This window comes from Haloferula rosea, assembly GCF_016595525.1.
In the GTDB taxonomy this organism is placed as follows: Bacteria; Verrucomicrobiota; Verrucomicrobiia; order Verrucomicrobiales; family Akkermansiaceae; genus Haloferula; species Haloferula rosea.
Window position 1 is genome coordinate 102108 of record NZ_JAENII010000011.1, and the last position, 17004, is coordinate 119111.

Annotated in this window: 14 protein-coding genes; 4 read left to right on the forward strand and 10 right to left on the reverse strand. The window is 59.6% G+C overall.

Annotated elements, in window-relative coordinates; all coding sequences use genetic code 11:
- Window positions 1-11: 11 nt before the first annotated feature.
- Genes JIN81_RS14110 through JIN81_RS14120 form a run of 3 tightly spaced genes read right to left on the reverse strand, consistent with a single transcriptional unit; the run spans window position 12 to window position 3269 of the window.
- The gene (locus tag JIN81_RS14110; RefSeq protein WP_200281056.1) at window positions 12-953 is read right to left on the reverse strand and encodes a lysylphosphatidylglycerol synthase transmembrane domain-containing protein; all 942 of its coding nucleotides are present in this window, start codon (window positions 951-953) and stop codon (window positions 12-14) included.
- 20 nt (window positions 954-973) lie between these two features.
- Window positions 974-2224: a glycosyltransferase family 4 protein gene (locus tag JIN81_RS14115; protein ID WP_200281059.1), complete on the reverse strand. Its 1251-nt coding sequence runs from the start codon at window positions 2222-2224 to the stop codon at window positions 974-976.
- A gap of 40 nt (window positions 2225-2264) precedes the next feature.
- Window positions 2265-3269, reverse strand: a complete 1005-nt coding sequence (locus JIN81_RS14120) for a glycosyltransferase family 2 protein (protein ID WP_200281062.1) — start codon at window positions 3267-3269, stop codon at window positions 2265-2267.
- Window positions 3270-3509: 240 nt separating this feature from the next.
- Here JIN81_RS14120 and JIN81_RS14125 point away from each other — a divergent pair, with 240 nt between their 5' ends.
- Window positions 3510-4967, forward strand: coding sequence for an efflux transporter outer membrane subunit (locus JIN81_RS14125; RefSeq protein ID WP_200281064.1), 1458 nt, complete (start codon window positions 3510-3512; stop codon window positions 4965-4967).
- On the opposite strand, the gene JIN81_RS14130 is transcribed toward JIN81_RS14125, so the two are convergent.
- The 3 genes from JIN81_RS14130 to JIN81_RS14140 are packed head-to-tail and all read right to left on the reverse strand — an operon-like array spanning window position 4949 to window position 9354.
- The gene (locus JIN81_RS14130; protein ID WP_200281067.1) at window positions 4949-7444 is read right to left on the reverse strand and encodes a PAS domain S-box protein; all 2496 of its coding nucleotides are present in this window, start codon (window positions 7442-7444) and stop codon (window positions 4949-4951) included. The genes JIN81_RS14125 and JIN81_RS14130 overlap by 19 nt on opposite strands.
- Window positions 7441-7971, reverse strand: a complete 531-nt coding sequence (locus tag JIN81_RS14135) for a heme NO-binding domain-containing protein (RefSeq protein ID WP_200281070.1) — start codon at window positions 7969-7971, stop codon at window positions 7441-7443. The genes JIN81_RS14130 and JIN81_RS14135 overlap by 4 nt, the downstream gene beginning before the upstream one ends.
- Before the next feature lie 9 nt (window positions 7972-7980).
- Window positions 7981-9354, reverse strand: a complete 1374-nt coding sequence (locus JIN81_RS14140; protein ID WP_267908015.1) for a sigma-54-dependent transcriptional regulator — start codon at window positions 9352-9354, stop codon at window positions 7981-7983.
- Between the two features lie 239 nt (window positions 9355-9593).
- Between JIN81_RS14140 and JIN81_RS14145 the strand changes: the two genes are divergently transcribed.
- The 3 genes from JIN81_RS14145 to JIN81_RS14155 all read left to right on the forward strand — a co-directional run bounded on the left by JIN81_RS14145 (window position 9594) and on the right by JIN81_RS14155 (window position 13077).
- Complete coding sequence (locus JIN81_RS14145) at window positions 9594-12044, forward strand: DUF4114 domain-containing protein (RefSeq protein ID WP_200281076.1); 2451 nt, start codon at window positions 9594-9596, stop codon at window positions 12042-12044.
- A 76-nt stretch (window positions 12045-12120) separates the two neighbouring features.
- Entirely contained in the window at window positions 12121-12492 is a 372-nt protein-coding gene (locus JIN81_RS14150; protein ID WP_200281079.1) for an Hpt domain-containing protein, read from the forward strand.
- 180 nt (window positions 12493-12672) lie between these two features.
- Complete coding sequence (locus JIN81_RS14155; RefSeq protein WP_200281081.1) at window positions 12673-13077, forward strand: type II secretion system protein; 405 nt, start codon at window positions 12673-12675, stop codon at window positions 13075-13077.
- A gap of 9 nt (window positions 13078-13086) precedes the next feature.
- Here JIN81_RS14155 and JIN81_RS14160 read toward each other — a convergent pair whose 3' ends face one another.
- Genes JIN81_RS14160 through JIN81_RS14175 form a run of 4 tightly spaced genes read right to left on the reverse strand, consistent with a single transcriptional unit; the run spans window position 13087 to window position 16997 of the window.
- Window positions 13087-14400, reverse strand: a complete 1314-nt coding sequence (locus JIN81_RS14160; RefSeq protein WP_200281083.1) for a porin family protein — start codon at window positions 14398-14400, stop codon at window positions 13087-13089.
- Between the two features lie 9 nt (window positions 14401-14409).
- A complete protein-coding gene (locus JIN81_RS14165) occupies window positions 14410-15936 on the reverse strand; it encodes a tetratricopeptide repeat protein (protein ID WP_200281085.1) in 1527 nt (508 codons plus the stop codon).
- On the reverse strand, window positions 15933-16586 hold the full coding sequence (locus JIN81_RS19510) for an energy transducer TonB (protein ID WP_200281087.1): 654 nt from the start codon (window positions 16584-16586) through the stop codon (window positions 15933-15935). Before JIN81_RS19510 ends, JIN81_RS14165 begins: the two co-directional genes overlap by 4 nt.
- Window positions 16587-16997 carry an ExbD/TolR family protein gene (locus JIN81_RS14175; protein WP_200281089.1) on the reverse strand — a complete coding sequence of 137 codons (411 nt, stop codon included), beginning with the start codon at window positions 16995-16997 and terminating at the stop codon, window positions 16587-16589.
- Window positions 16998-17004 lie beyond the last annotated feature (7 nt).

The following is a 17004-nucleotide window of genomic DNA, read 5'->3' on the forward strand; positions in this document are numbered from 1 at the left end:
GTCGGTCCTGTTTAGAGACTGACGCGGCTCGCGTCGAGGCAAGTTCGGCGCCCTTCATCAGGACGAACAAGGAAAGTTCCGCCCAACACCGCCATCTCGGCTGCGAGTTGGAGGGCCCTCCATGCCACTGCAATGGCGACAGCTTCCGGAAGTGGCATGACCTGGCCCAACAACCAGGTCATGCCCGCTTCTCTTACGCCAATGCCTCCCGGCACGCCAACAGCGAAGAACCCGATCAACCAGGCCAAGCCATCCACCGAGGCAAAGAATGCCAGACCCTCGGTTTCAGGAATGAAAGCCAGCACCAGCACCTTCAACAAAACCGCGTGGAACACACTGAGACCCAGATAAGAAACGAACGCGCGACCAAGAGCGGGAAGATCCCACGAAGCATCTCGCAGCGGCGCCATTCGTCGACACAACGCGTCCCAGATTCGTGACCGCAACTTGAAAACCACAAGCCCGACCACCACCACAAGAAGCGCGATCCACCCTGCGGTTCTCCCGTCCGGCAGAAGCATCAGCCCGAGCAACTGCCGACCTGAACCCAACAAACCCAACGTGGCGAGCGTTCCCCACGCCGCAATCGTCAGCAGCAGCTCAACCAACAAACTCGCTCCCGCGACCTGCCGGCCCACCCCGATCTCCGGTGCCTTCACCACGCGGGACGCATATCCCCAGATACCCCCGGGAAGCCACTTCATCACCTCACTCCGGATCCACAGGCGCGTCGCGCGCCCGCGACCGGGGTGCTGACCCAACCCCGCGAGGACGTCGCTCCAGATCGAGGCATTGCACCACGTGTAGGCCACAAGCCCCATGAACACCGCGACCAGGAAGGCCAGTTTGGCTCCGACCAGGGCCTCCACCGCAGCGGGCAACTGAGATCCAAAGGCGACCAGTAGTAGTGTCACCGCACAGACGGGTAGCAGGCGTTTGATCCAGATTTTCATCTTGGAGTGTCGTTTGGAGTTCATCCGATGGCAGGGACCCGAGTGATCGCACCGAAACCACGACCCTGATAGATCCTGACGGTCATCGCGGCACAGCGGTCCCAATCAAAGACCCGGCTCGCGTGGAGCCGGCCTTGCTCTCCAAGGCGCGACGCCAACTCATCATCACTCAGGACACGCAGGATCGCTGCAGTGAGTGCCTCTTCGTCTTTCTCGGGAACGAGCAACCCAGTCTCACCATCGAGGATCACATCCACGATACCCCCCACTTGGGAAGCAATCACCGGCTTGCAGTTGGCGAGTGCCTCGATCAGCACCACCCCAAGACCTTCGGTGTCGCCCTTGTCGTCGTGGATCGCGGGATGCACATAGGCCGAGCATTCACGATAGAGCTTCCCGAGTTCTTCATTGGATACGAATCCGACAAACCGGACAACCGATTCGAGTCCAAGACTCCTCGACAGCTCCTCCCACTCCTGTTTCCGATCTCCCTCTCCAGTGATCACAAGCTTCACCTCACGTTCGGCGAGGACCGCCGGCAGGGCACGCAGCAGGACATCGATGCCCTTGCGCTGAATCAGGCGACCACAAAAGAGGAGCGACGGCACAACACTGGAGGACTCCTCCCCAGAAGGCTCCATGTCCGGCACCGTCGCTCCATAGGGCACCACTTTGGATGCAAAACCGCAAAGCCGCTTAAGCTCCGCCGCCGTGTGCGAACTGTTCACACAAATCTCGTCGGACTGACTCAGGAAAAATTTCAGGGACCAGCGGACGATCTTGCTGTTCCGTGCCAAGGCGAGCTCCGCACCGTGGCACATGGCCACGACACGCACTCCGAGGAGCCACTTGGGAAGGAGAGCCCACAAACCGTGCGGGAATGGCCAGTGAATGTGCAGCACCTTAGTCCGGTCACGCACGCACCAGGCGAACACGGCAAACGCCCCCATGATCAGGTAGGGCAGGATGAGCAACTTGTAGCCCAGCGACCGGGTCTTGCTGGGCGCGCCCGAATCATGCGTGAGCATCTCCCTGGACGCCGGGGCGTAGCGGAAGCGGCGGACCTCGATGTCGTCGATCTCGTGCGTCCGCAGTCCACGAAAGGAAGGGGCATAGACCTTGAGGGACTCAAGACGGTTCGCCGTGCGGGTCGCCATCTCGCGCATCCAGGGAACCTGATGGTCGTCCTGGCTACGGGCGTAAGTCGAGGTCACGACGGCAACCCGTGGGCGGTTGATACGGCCTTGGAAGGATGAAACGATGGTACTCATGGGGAGGAGTCGGGTTGGGATACGTTCAAGAAGCAGGCGTTCAGGCGACGCGGGTCGCACGGTCAAAGTCGAGATGGCTTGTAGGCGCGGGGGCTTCCACCACCTGCGATACGGGAAGTTCACGAGCCTCCTTCATTTCACGATACACCCCATGCTCGAGCTGCAGCCCCTGACCGACGAACAGCATCGCAGCGATCGCAAAGAGGACCCCGGCCATGGCCGGAACCGTGGCGGCAAGGCCAGCCACCGTGAGTCCGATAGCCGTGGCCCACAGCAAACCTGCGACCCCACCTGAAAGCATCGCCAAGCGGCCGAAGAAGTGCATCGGGCGGTTGCGGTAGGTCTTGAGGAAACTGACCGTGGTCATGTCGAAGATCCCACAAAGGATGCGCTTCACGCCATACTTGCTCACACCGAACTGACGGGCGTGGTGCTGAACCACGATCTCAGCCGTTTGGTAGCCCTCGAAAGATGCCAGGGAAGGAACCATGCGGTGCATCTCACCATACATGGGGAGCACCTTGACCACCTCACGGCGATAGGCCTTGAAGCCGCAGTTGTGATCGTGAAGGGGAACCCCGACGAGACGGCTCAGCACGGCATTGAACACACGGCTGGGAAGCACCTTGTGCCATGGGTCGTAGCGCTTGCGCTTCCACCCGGTCACAATGCCGAATCCCTCCTCAAGTTTCTCAAGGAAGCGCGGGATCTCACACGGATCATCCTGAAGGTCGGCGTCCATTGTGAAAACGACATCTCCAGCCGCCTGTTCGTATCCAAGCGCCAGCGCATCGGCCTTGCCAAGATTCCGGCGGAAGCGGAAAGAACGGACGGTTCCCGGATGGAGACGTGCCAGGCGGCTCATCTCACTCCATGACCGATCCGTGCTGCCATCGTCGATGAAGAGGACTTCCCAGTCGTAGGCGAGCCGTTCCATTTGATTGGCAATGCCACTGAAGAGGGTTTCGAGCGTCTCCTCCTCATTCATCGCCGGGATGATGAAGGAGACCATTTGTAGGGGGCGGTTGTTGGCGTGGATGTTCATAATTCAATAGTTGGTTTGGACATCACCTAACCATCACGCCACGTGCCAAAGGCTCAACCGATGCACGCAACACGCACCTCTTCAATGACTTATAAAACAACCCTCAAACACACCTCCGGGACCGATCGGAGCAAAACCCTGAACCATTTACCGGATTCGGAAGCGTTTACCGGAATCATCTACAGCCCCCGTTGTCTTGGCTCGGTTGACCATCCGGATCCTTTTCCTATACTGCGGCCCATGCTCGCCACTTCGCGCATCGCTCTCCCAAGTGCGGTGCTGACCCTCATACTCCCCTGCTGCACCGTGGGCCCGGATTATGAGGACCCGAATCTCGTAGTTGAAGGCGAGTGGCATTCCTCGGGCGGCGATTCGGTGGTGCAAGACTACTGGACAGAACGCCTCGACGCCGACCAATCCGCCAAGCGTACCGGTGCCGAACTCTGGTGGAGGAAATTCAACGACAGCTCACTCAACAAGCTGATCACGCACGCGCGCAGAAACCACCCGACCGCCGCCGCCGCTGATGCCCGCATTCGCGAGGCGCGTGCCCAGCGGAACGTTCTCGCTTCCGCCTGGTCCCCATGGATCGGCACACGGGGTGAAATCCAAGGGGGCGAGAACAACCCGAGCACGTTCGGGGGAACCACCGGCTCCTCATTCTCCACCAACTACATCGCCGGCCTCGAAGCCGGCTGGGAAGTCGACCTCTTCGGAGGGATCCGTCGCGGTGTCGAAGCCGCCGATGCCGAGTGGGAAGCCGCCATCGAATGGCAACGCGACGCACTCGTCGTGTTGAGCGCGGAAGTGGCACTCCACTACGTGGCCGCGAGGACCCTCGAAGAGCGGCTCGCCCGAGCAACCGAAGCCGTCGATGACTTCCGCGAGCTCCACAGGGTTCTTGTCGACCGTCAGGCAGAGGGCCTGTCTCCCGAAGCGGACGTGGCCGAGTCCAAAGCACAACTCCTGACCCGCGAAGCGAGGCTGCCGAAACTCGAGCAGGAGATGAAAGTCGCACGCATCCGACTCGCCAACAGCTCGGGAATCTACCCGAACGATCTGGACCCGATCATGAAACGCAACCGTGGTATCCCGGTCCCTCCTTCGAAGATCCTGGTGGCGACTCCCATCGATGCCCTGCGGAATCGTCCCGACGTCCGACGGGAAGAACGCAAGCTGGCGGCGCAAACCGCGCGCATCGGCCTGGCCGAGTCCGAACTCTACCCCATCCTCTCGATTTCCGGGGGTATCAACTGGGAAAGCACGTCCGCCTCCGACCTGTTCACACAAGCGAACCGCGCCTTCGGCTTCGGTCCGAAACTCAAGTGGCGGATCTTTGAAGGATGCAAGATCAAGAACCGCATCGCCGAAGAAGAAGCACAAACCGACATCCGGCTCGCGGCTTATCGCCAGCAGGTGATGGATGCCGTCACGGAAATCGAGATTGCGATGACCCGGCTCGACACCGAAGGCCGCTACGCGAGCAAGCAAGCCGAGGCTGCCAACGCCCACCTCAAGAGCACCGAGCTGACCCGCAAGTCCTACCTCGCCGGCCTCGTCGACATTCGCCGACTGCTGAATGCCCTCATCGACTACCACGACGCCCGAGATGAGGGAGCCGCCGCTCTCGGCCGTCGCGCCGGCTTCGCCGCAGCGCTCTTCAAGTCCATCGGTGGAGGTCAGATCCCCGATGGCTGATCGGTCGGAACGACCTCGAGCAACACGCGTTCGAGCTCCTTCGAATTGATCGGCTTGCTCAGGTAATAGTCCATACCCGCCTTGCGGCATGCCTCACGGTCCGCCTCGAGCGCGTTGGCCGTCACCGCCACGATCGGGGTTCTCACGACCGCCTCGCCAGCTTCGCCAGCCCGAATCCGCTGGCTTGCCTCCAGGCCATCCATCTCCGGCATGCGCATGTCCATCAGGATCAGATCGATGTGCCGTGATTCACCTAGCATCTCGAGGGCCTCCCGGCCGTTTCCCGCCAGCTCCACGGAAAAACCCAACTTCTCCAGCATCATCTTCAGCAATCTGCTGTTCACCGGGTGATCCTCCACCACCAGAACCTTCATCCCGCGTCCATCCAGTGCCGGACGGTCGGCCGGCTCCACCTCCGTTCGGGAAGACTCGCCACGAGCCTGCTGCAGTGGCAGGTCCACCACAAACCGCGCCCCTCCCTCCCTCTCACGGAAGGCCCGGATCTTCCCACCCATCGCCTCGAGCAAACGACGGCAGATCGCAAGACCAAGCCCGGTGCCCCCATGACGTCGGGTCGACGAAAGATCCACCTGAAAGAACGCATCAAAGAGCTTCTCCTCGTCTCCCTCAGGAAAGCCAATCCCCGTATCCTTGACCGAAAACCGGAGGGTTTCGTCGTCACGAACATCCAACGAAACAACCACCACTCCCTCCTCGGTGAACTTCACGGCATTGCCCACCAGATTCATCATGACCTGACGAAGCTCGCCACGAGCTCCGATCACGAGTCCGGGGACCCCCGAACCCACCTCCACGCTCAGATCCAACCCCTTCCCCTCAGCAACCCCGCGATGAAGATCCACCGTCTCGCGCAGGAATGCCGTAGGGTCGAAAGTCTCCTCACTCAGTACAATCCTGCCACTCTCCGCCCTCGAAAAATCGAGGATGTTGCTGATCAGGCCGAGCAGGACATCCCCACTCTTGCGGATCATCTCCACCGAGTTGCGCTGATCTTCGGCCATATCCGACTTCTCTAGTAGATCAGCAAACCCGAGGATTCCGTTGAGCGGAGTCCGGATCTCGTGACTCATGGTTGCGAGGAAAAGCGACTTGGACTCGTTCGCCAGTTCGGCGGCCTCCATCGCCTCCCTGATCTCCCGCTCCCGGCGGCGCTGATTGGTCACGTCCCGGACGATTCCCTGCACCACCCGGTCCCCGCCGAGTTCAAACGCGTTGGCCCAGACTTCGGCGACGAAACGGCTCCCATCACTGCGGGAGAACTCACACTCAAACCGGTGGCGGCCACGCTCAGCCACTTCGGACATCGCCTCGCGCGAGATGTCCAAGGCGCTCTCAGGGTGGAGCTGCGATAGATGCTTGCTCGTCAGATCAGAGCGCGAGTAGCCCAGCAGCTTGCACAGCGTCTCATTCACATCGAGGATCACGCCCTTCATGTCGTGGAGCACGATACCATCGAGCGATTGCTCGAACACCGTTCGGAACTTCCGTTCCCTTTCCACGACAGCCGCCTGATTCTTCCGCCTCTGCGTGAGATCTCTGGCAATCGCATAGACCCTCTTCTCCCCACCGATCTCGAAGGCGTTGCCCACCATCTCAGCCGGGAAGACCGATCCATCCGAGCGCAGGAGGTCCGCCTCGAAATGACATCTTCCCACCTCCCTCACCTGACGGAAGGCAGCAAGTGACCGCCTGATCGAACCACGTTCGACAAGATCACGCAGACCGGCACGCAACATCCCGTCGCGCGTCATCCCGAACATCCGCACGGCGCTATCGCTGACATCGCGGATTGCACCATCGAAATCAATGATCACGATCGAGTCGACCGAAGCGTGGAAGAGCGACTCGTAACGCTGTTCCTTCAAACGGATCTCACTCTTGGATTCGCTGCGCTCGAGCTCCGCAGCCACGCCATTGCCCACGAGTTCGACGACCATCCGCCCCAACTCATCCAATGGATGGTCCGGATCGAGTTTCATGACCACAGCGCCTACCGGCTGGATCCGGAACTTGAGGGGGATGGCCACATAGGGAACCCCGCCATCCGTCCACTCATCGACGACAACCGCCTCCGCTCCTCGACGCCGCGCCGCCTCCGGGATCTGCTCACTCGATGACCACGACGTAATCCAGCGGGTGGTATTCAGCTCCTCGCTTTCCCGGAGAACCAAATCACCGATCGCCCCCAGGAGACGTCCCCCTTCATCCAACAGCCTGCGGACATTCGCCTCGTGATCAGCGCTCCGGGAAAGAAGCACATCGGCCAACCGTGACATGGCCTCCCGGTAGCTGCCCAAGGTCCTGCCCTGGCTTGCCAGCAACTTCTCCAGCTCCTGATTCAGCTCATAGAGCTCCGCGCTCTTTTCTTCAAGAAGCCTCTCGGCCTCGGAGCGTGCCCGTCTCTCCCGATCAAGTCGCCGCTCAATCCGACCCTGTTTGTCCAGCTGTCCACTCATTGACAGCGGATCACGAACATGGTCCCGTCATCCAATGGCTCCCGCTCAATACTCGCCTCAGTCTTGAAATGAGCGATCGATCCCTCGATCAGACCATGGCAAACATCATCGAGGTGACGACTGGAGCGGTAGATCATCTCCAACACACCGGGGTCGGGTCGCCGCGTTTCAAAACTCGGCAACTCGGCGTCCGGATAGAGTTTCCTCACCTCGACGTGGATGTAGCTCTCCACCCCTTCAAGAAAAGTCAGCAGGGAGCTCGCCTTGTTGACGAACTCAGGATAAGACGCAGCGAGTTTCCCGAACAGGTGCTTCCCATAAACCTGGAGTAAGTCCGGCACGGCGACCCCGCTTCGCTCGCTCAATTCACTGACCAAGGCAACGATTTCACGATGATCGTAGGTGCCCACGGCCGTGTAAGCCCCGCCCGAAGGAAGATCGCACGCTTCGATGATGTCATCGACCATGTCTTCATCCCATTTCTGCTCTACCAGACCGAGGAACTCGGTGAAAATGATCCCTTTCATATCTTCTGTTCAATTTAGGCTTATCCCGTATCTCCTCATCTTGTTGTAAACCGACTTCTCCGCAATTCCCAGCCGCCTTGCCGCCTCCGCCTTGTTCCCCTCGCATGCCGCAAGAGTCTGACGGATCGCCTCCACTTCCAATTGCTCGAGGGTCAAACCAGAGAGCCCGACAGGAAGTGCCACCGATGCCGCTGGCTCATCGCCTCCTTGAATGAAAGGTGGCAGATCCGCCACACGGATGGTCCGGTCGTCACAAAAGGCACTGGCACGCTCGAGAACATTCTCCACCTCGCGCACGTTGCCCGGCCACCGGTAAGCCGTCAGCCGGTTCTGGGCCGCAGATTCCACCCGGATCACACCACACTTCCGCCGCTTTGAAATGCCTGCGAGGATCTTTTCCATCAAGGCAGGAACATCCTCCGGACGCTCCCTCAAGGGTGGCAACTCGAGAGGGATCACATTCAGCCGGTAAAACAGATCCTCACGGAACTCGCCCGCCCGGATCTTCTCTTCGAAATCAATGTTCGTCGCTGCCACCAGGCGAAAATCCGCCTTGATTCTTTCCTCACCACCCACCCGCTGGAACTCGCGATCCTGGAGCACGTTGAGCAATTTCGGCTGCAAGTCCATCGGCATGTCCCCGATCTCATCAAGAAACAAGGTTCCCCCTCTGGCAGCTTCGATCTTTCCCATGCGACGCTTGATCGCACCAGTGAAGGCACCTTTCTCATGCCCGAACAACTCACTCTCCAGCAATTCACGCGGAAGCGCCGGGCAACTCACGGTCACAAACGGCGATCCGGGGGCCCCACCACTGGCGTGGATGAAACGGGCGAGCGCTCCCTTGCCCACCCCGCTCTCCCCGGTCAGCAGGACGGTCGATTGAATCGGTGCCACCTTGCGGGCCTTCTTGAGAAGTTCCACCATCACCGGAGCCTCGGCGACCATCTCGCCGATCGGCGCCGCATCACTCAGCGAGGCACGAAGTTCCTCATTCTCCTGCTGCACCTCGCGCAGCTTCGACGCATGTCGAAGGCTCAGGAAAAGGTCCTCGAGATCGAAGGGCTTCGTCTGGTAGTCATAAGCTCCGAGCTTCAGCGCACGGACGGCGTCCTCCGCCCGATCCGCCGCAGTCAGCACCACACTCGGCATTCCCGGGTGTTCCTTCTCCAAGCGTTCCAGCAGTTCAAAGCCCGACATCCCTGGCAAACCAAGATCGAGAAGAACCACTTTGACCTCATCGTTGAGGCACTGCAGCGCTTCCTCACCCTTCTCCACAGCCTTCGCCCGAAACCCGAAGTCCCTTGCTTTCAACATCAGCAACCTCCGGGTCGTCTCATCATCCTCAACGATCAATAAATCAGCTGCCCGCTCCAACTCCATTGCGGGATAGCATGTTCACCTGGCCCCTTGATGACAAGCGAACTCAACGCCTGCGGAAGATCCTACATTCCACTCACTCCAACCCGGTAGTTTCTACCGGATTTCCTCCACCCAGAAGTCATCGGACTCAGCTCGACACCATACGTAACTCATTGACTACCAACACCAACACAACACCACAAACCAACTCGGCACGGGACATGCCATCTCCGAGTGGCGTTGAACCAACGCCTCCAAACATGAGAAACAAGATAACCACCCGTCCAAGCACGTGCTTGCAGCTACTTGCCTCGCCGTGCCTCGCCCTCGCCCTGCACGCGCAGGACGAAGCCCCACCCGTCTTCGAACCCCAACCCGATTTCTATCAAGTCGTCTCAGGACAAGCCAACCGCTTGAATCCGAGGTCCGGAGGCTACACCCCCTTGGGGGTAAAAACGGAGTCCTACAATGCCGCCGGCTACAACCCGCTCGATGGCTACGTGTATGCATGGGGGCGATACGCTCCCTACAAGGACAAGCTCATCCGCATTCATGGCGACGGTAGCTACCGCATCATTGGCACGCCCGTCCCGAACGCGGATGCCTCCCCGGAGACCGGCTACTATGCAGCCGACATGGACCACGACGGAAACCTCTGGGTGCGTTCCAACAAGCTCGACTCAGGTTCGGCCCTGATCCGCATCAACGTGGAAACCAACCGCTACGACATCATTCGTTTCAGCGGCGCATCAGCCGGTGGTGTCGCGGATCTCGTCTACCTGAAGATCGACGGCCGACCCTATTTCTTCGGTGCAAGGCATCAACGCCTCTTTATCTGGGACGTTGAGGCACGCACCGTCAGCCGAGTCAATGTGGCCAACCTCCCGGAAGGACGAACCACCTATGGCGCCGCGTACACAGACAAGGACGGCTCTCTCTTCGTCTCGAGCAACAAGGGTGGAGTGTATCAGATCCTCAACTTCACGAAATACAACCCGCGGGCTGTCTACCTCCTCGACAGCGCCGTCACGAACAACAATGACGGCTGGAGCATCCCGGAGCAGGCCTCGCCCATCATCGTCCCGGAGAACCAGCCCCCGGCCATCACGCTCGGGGACTCCGCCACCACCGATCTGCCTGGTGCCAGCGTCAACATCGCGCTTACCATCACCGATGAGGGACTGCCCCTCGAGGGAGACGGCCTGACCATTCAGTGGACTCAGGAGAGCGGTCCCGGAGAAGCGAAGTTCTCCCGCAACCACCGGGCAACCACCGACGTCACCTTCACCAAGAACGGCGACTACGTGATCCGTGCGACCGCTGACGATGGCGAATACCAGGTCAGCGAGGACTTCAACGTGACGGTGACTAATGATGATGTCTCAAAGATCACCACCTACGCGGTTTCCGAGGATGCCTACCGGCAGGCTCGCCAGCTGTGGGCTCAGGTAAAGGAACAGCTCCACTGTCGAAATGAAGGTACCCCGCTCGAGACCGAAAAGCTGGGATTCAATCCAGAGGACTTCCACCTCCAGGAGGATTCGGAAGTGCTCGTCACCCTGATCTACGACGGCGGGACCAACCGGAACACCCTGGGGTGGCATGATGCCTCCAATCCCGACCTCAAAACGACGATCTGGCAGGACGCCTCCACCGGCCCGAACCTGCCTCTGCGCCAAGGGGCTCGTGCAAGCCTTGGCGTTCTCCCCGCGGGCACCGATCTGCGCTTCCACCTGATTCAGGATGGAGCACGTGGTGGCTCACTGATGCTCTATCAGGACGCCTACCTCAACCCGGGCTCCATGGAGCATGTCGCCGCACGCCTGTTCACCGGCGTTACCGAGGACCGCCCCCTCATCCTTGCCTTTGAAGACTGGGAACTGGGATACACCGACCTCGACTACAACGATGTGATCTTTCAGATCGAATTTCGTCCCGTATCACTCGGCACCACCCAGTATGACAATGTCATTCCCGGAATCTCCGGCATTCACTCGAACCGAGAAGCACGCGGAGTCGAGCGGCATCTGCGGAATCTAGGTATCGCCCGAGCGAGCTTCGAACATGTCGGCCAGCTCTACCAGCTGCCAAACCATCCGATCCAAGTCACCATGATCGAAGACCGGAGCTCGATGAAGTTCGATCTCTGTGTCTATGACCACGGAAAACTCGACCACCTGGACCCGTCCTCTCTCGAATACCGCAAGAAGGCCGCGGAGAGCGCCATCTCCATCATGGACGACCGACTCTGCAACATCGGATCGGTTACCACAATGGATCCAGTGGCATTGGGACTGTCCGGCAAGACTGTCGGCTTCTTCATCGTGCCGAACAACACCCGAAGTACCTTCCTGAGGAACCCATGGCGCTACACGCCAAAGGGTCAGGGCGAGCGCACCAAACGCCAGCCACTGTTCACACTCAATGGTGCCAATGCCGGGAACCGGGACCAGTTCCTCAGTTTCGTCGGCAACTCAGGCACCGTCTTCGCCATCGAGGACCACAGCCGCTACGAAGATGAGGCTCTTCCTGAGGATGGGGCCGTGAGCGACAACACCTTTGATGACATCATCATCCACTTCGACACCGTCCTTGAGACCACCGGCGGTTTCCACGAGGACTACCGAATCGGCTCGCCGGACCCGACAACGGGATTCATTGAAGACGACGGCCATCTCCCTCGTGAGGACGATGTCGAGTGCTGCTACTGAGACCCTCGTAGCCAGCCAAGCAAAGGCCGGTTGCCCACCTTCAGGCGGGTGACCGGCTTCTCGCTTTGCACGAGCAGTGTCATCGACCACACTGTGGCGGATGGAAGCCATCGACCTCCCGCATATCGAATCCCTTGGCGGCTTGAGCAGCCCGGAGCTTGTCGAGATCCTTCAGGATTTTGTCGACGGCCTTGATCAACAAGCGGCGGCACTCGGATCCCTAATCAATGAGGGGAACCGCCAAGGCCTGCGGGAAGCCGCACACCGACTCAAAGGTGCGGCGCAGATGGCTGGCTTCCCCGCTGTGGCACGGATCGCTGAGGAACTCGAGACCAGCGCCCGGGATGGCGACACCTTGCCCGAGCAACCCGCCATGCAGAGCCGCCTTAGTCACATCGCACAGGAAGCGATCTCTTCCTGGAACCACGCCCTTCAGTCGAAGGCCTGAAACCAGCCTACGGGCTAGAAACCCGGTTGGCGCCGACGCTGAACCATCCGAATGGCAAGGCTGCAATGGGCAGAGGAACTACGTGATCACGTATTTGACTTGGAATTCCATAAATGCTTAGTTTTCCGTCGTAGCAGATGGGAGTCCCCGGCCCTTCGACAAGCTGAGGAAATTCCGTACATGAAATTGCGCAGAAAACCCACCCGCTGGACTCGACCAAAAGGTCTTACCTTGATCGAACTGACCGTCGTCATCCTTGTCCTCCTCGCGCTGATCAGCGTGCTTTTCATTGGAGGTCGCGCATGGAAACGCGGATCCGACCGGGCTGGATGCATCATGAACATCCGGAACGCACAGCAAGCTGTCCGATCCTACCAGAATCTGAGGGGACTCAACGACGGGGTGGCATTCGACTTTGGGGTGGATGTCGTGGGTCCCGGAAACTTCATCGAAACCTATCCAAGTTGTCCCGGCTACGGCACCTACACCCCGTCACCGACCATCCCCAATCTGGGCACACTCGCGATCACCTGCTCACTGGCAGGGTCTGAGGACCATGTCCCGGAGGACTACTCGGGCTGGTAAAGGTCGAGGTCAGAACGAAACCCGGGCGCCGGTGTGCCAGATCCAGGCGTCGGTCTCGAATCCGCCGCCGGCTTCATCCTTCATCAGGGCATACTCCACACCATTCAGCAGGACCATCTTGTCCTGGTACACATGGAGGTTTGCCCCGAGGTAGAATGAATGGAACTCGTCTCCAATGAAGACCGGCGAGGCATCATAGAACGGATCACTCCCCGCACCCAGGCCACCCACCAAACCGCCCGCCTGGTCGGTATCCGCGTAGTGGTAACGCCCCACCACCTGCAGCGTACCCGGAATGGCCCAGTAGCTCGGTGTCAACGTCATGCCCCAGGCATTCAGATCACCGTTCGCCAGCTGGAAGTCACCCTCAAAGGCAAACCGATCCGCCTCAAGCTCCACACCGGTGGAGACCATGTGACGGAAGGCCGGATTCCGGTTGATCCGCTGTGCTCCGTTCGAAGCAAGCCGACCCGCCATCTGATAACGCGGAATCGAACGGCTCTCGTCCCCGTCCATGTTGTAGATGTAATCCAGATGCCAGCGCGTGCGCATCGCGCTTCCATCCTCAAGCCGCTCCGCGGACTCATAGGCCAGATTGGCCACCAGGAAGCCATTTCCCTGGATGCCCGGGATATACCGGTCCTGCGCACCCGAGAACCAACCCAGCCCCCAATCCCATGGCGCGCAATCCTGGGAGAAGGTCACGCCCAAGGTGCTCGCAGGCATCAACATGCTGCTCAGCAAACTGCGCTCCGGCGTCAACAACTCCTGAGGGTCCTTCGACTGCTCAATCCCGAACGTTGGCCGGAACTTACCGTAGTCGACGTAGTGGTTCGGCATCACCCGGGTCCGCCCCTTCAACCGCTCGATGCGCTGGAAGTTCGCATCTCCCGCGAACTCACCCACCGCCTCCAACTCGGTATTGCCGAAAATCTTCATTCGTGCCCCAAGCCGTGCACGACGGGTTCTCGTGGTGTCGAGGTTCACATTCGGCGCACCCTCCACCTCCGCCGTCCCCCAAGAGCCGCTCCAGTGAAACATTCCCATCACCGCCAACTGCTGCACCCAGGGGTTCGTCTCGTCCTCAAACAAGACGGCCCGTGACCAGACATCATCCAGCACCGGACTTTCCTGCCATGTCGGCGGGACGAAAACCGCAGGCTTCTCCTCCAGCAGCTCGTCCTCTTCCCCTTCAGGGGCAGGAGGCAACTGGATCTCACTGACATCCTTGTTGCCTTCGAGAATGTCGAGAGCCTCGTTGGCCGCGGCCTTCCCACCAAGCGAGCATACGCATGCTCCCGTCAAAATCAGAATTGTTCTCATCCGTATCAATCAGTTGGTTTTCCCTGCTTCTTCAGCCTTGGCAGCCTCCTTGGCGGCACGCTCTTCAGCTTCGCGCTCCTCGCGTTGCTGCTGCCTGTCAGCGGCGCGTTGTACCTTGCCGACATATCCCTTCAGATTCTCGCTGGGTTTGATCTCCAGAGCCCGCTGCAGGTGAGGCATCGCCTTCACGTACTGGAGTTCCCTAACAAACAATTGCCCAAGGGCGAGACTCGCTCCATACGAGACTCCCTCATCATGATTCCCGGATGCCAGCTGAAGCCGCGTCTTCGCTTCCATCAGCAGTTCGCCCTTCTTCTTCTCATCCTCTTCCAGCTTCGCCATCGAATCGTAGTGACGCCCCAGTTCAAGCAGGACCTCGCCATTTGAAGGGTCACCATCCGCAAGCACCTCAAGCAACCGGCCCACGCGCTCCATCTCGCCTGCCGTCCGGGCAATCTGAACTTCCACCAGATCCAGGTCAGTCTTCTCTTCCGCACTCAAGCCAGCTCCCGCACGCGATCGAAGTTTCTCGACGAATGCCTCCGCCTTCTCCGGATACCCATAATCGTTGAGAATCTTCGCCGACTTGAGCGTTCGTGCGATGTCGAGTTTCTCACTCTTGTCCATCGCTGCAAGGTAGGCAAACAAGGCCAACTGAGGCTCCCCCTGATCCATATAAAGGTTACCCAGCAGATTCAGTTCAGCCTCTCCCGCCAGCCCCTTCATGCGCAGCACTTCGAGATTCACTGCCGCCTCCATCTTCCGTTCCTGTCCAAGCAACGCATTCGTCTGCTGCAGCCACAGCTGACTGTCTTCGGGATACGCTTCGATCAAGGTATCAAGCAATGCCGTCGCTTCAGCCAATTTCTCCTGCTGCAGGAGTGCTTGAGCAAGACCCAGCTTCCAATCGCGGGACTCAGGATCCAGCAGATACGCCTGCCGGTAGGCATTCTCCGCAGCGAGGGCGTTCTTCTTGAGAAGATAGCAGTATCCCAGAAGCCCGAACACCCGGGGATTCCCCTCGCCCAATGAAACCGCCTCTTGGAAATGGCGCATCGCCTTGTCGAACTCCTCCTTCGAAATGTAGAGGTAGCCAAGATTCACGTGGGCCCGACGGAACTTCGGAAACCGCCGAATCGCCTCCAGAAACGCTCGACGCGCCTCATCCGTCCGCTCCGCGGAAAAATACAGATTGCCGAGCACGAATACCATGGCCGCACTGATCTCACGTGGCTGCTTCTCCGGATCACTTGGAGCTTCCGTTTCCTTGATGAATCTCACCAACTGCTGCTCCGCAGCAGAGAACTGATTCTTCTCAAACAACTCCCGGATCTTCACCAGCTCCCGACCTTCCGCCGCACTCACCTTCGGTTCGATCTCCGAGTGAAACCCATAACTCCCGACGAACTCTCGAATGAAGGTCGGGTCACGGAAGAGATTACTCGGTGGAATGATGCGATCGGCAGCAGCCGGCATGAGCGATGCACAGAACAATAGGAGTTGGAGGAACGGGCGCATGGGATATCTGAACTTCATCGTTTCACTTCGAAATTGAATGGCACCAACGCGGTGGCCTTGACCTTCTTGCCGCCTCGAACGGCCGGCTTGAACTTCCACTTGCGGACGGCCTTCAAGGCCGCACCATCGAGTTCCCCGTTGCCCGACGACTGGCGGATCTTGGCAGACGTCACACCGCCATTGGCGTCCACCATGACCGCGCATACCACCTTGCCGCCGACTCCCTTGCTGAGGAGCTTGTTCGGATAGACGGGCTGGGACTTCGAAAACGGCTGAGGCGGACTGTCCATCCCACCCGCACCGAACGGGTCATCGCCTCCTCCCATCGCGAACTTCGGGATCTCCACCACAAATGCCCCACCCGTCCCGACACTCAGATCCCCGAGATCCATGCCAAGATCCAGATTCGGCTGTTCATCCATCGGCTCCTCCGGTGGCTCCTCTTCGGTCTCTTCCGGTGGCGGCGGCTCGTCCAGCTCCGCGAACTCCGGGGGCTCGATCTCGAGCTCAGGGGGAGGGGCGGAGGTCGGACTCGTCATGTCCGACAACTTCTGCGAGAGAGGGATCGCCACGAATACCGCGATGGTTGCCACGAGACCACCGAGGATCGCAAAGATCCCGGTGTAGCGCCCCCGAGGCGGTCGATAGACGTGGAGTTCCTTCTTCACCTACTTCGTGGAGATCGAGATCTTGTCCTTTTGCGCCCCGGCGAGCATCGCCTGCCCATGGACCTTCTGGACGGTTCCGTGGGATGATTCCTGATCGCCCTGGATGATCACCGGCATGTCAGGCGTTTCGGTCAGCAGAGGCTTGATCTTCCCGATCACACCCTGAATCCCGATGCTCTCACCACCGTAGAACACCTTGTCGTCCTTCGTCACCGCCAGGAGAATCGAGTTGCTGTCCAAGGCACTCGCTGCCGCACCCACATCAGGCTTGTTCACCTCCACCCCCGTCTCCTCCACAAACACCGTCGAAACGATGAAGAAGATGAGCAGGATGAAGATGCAGTCGATCATCGGTGAGAGATCGACATGAACCTCTTCGTCGGCTTCTTCGCTGATACCGCGTCCAAACATGAGAATC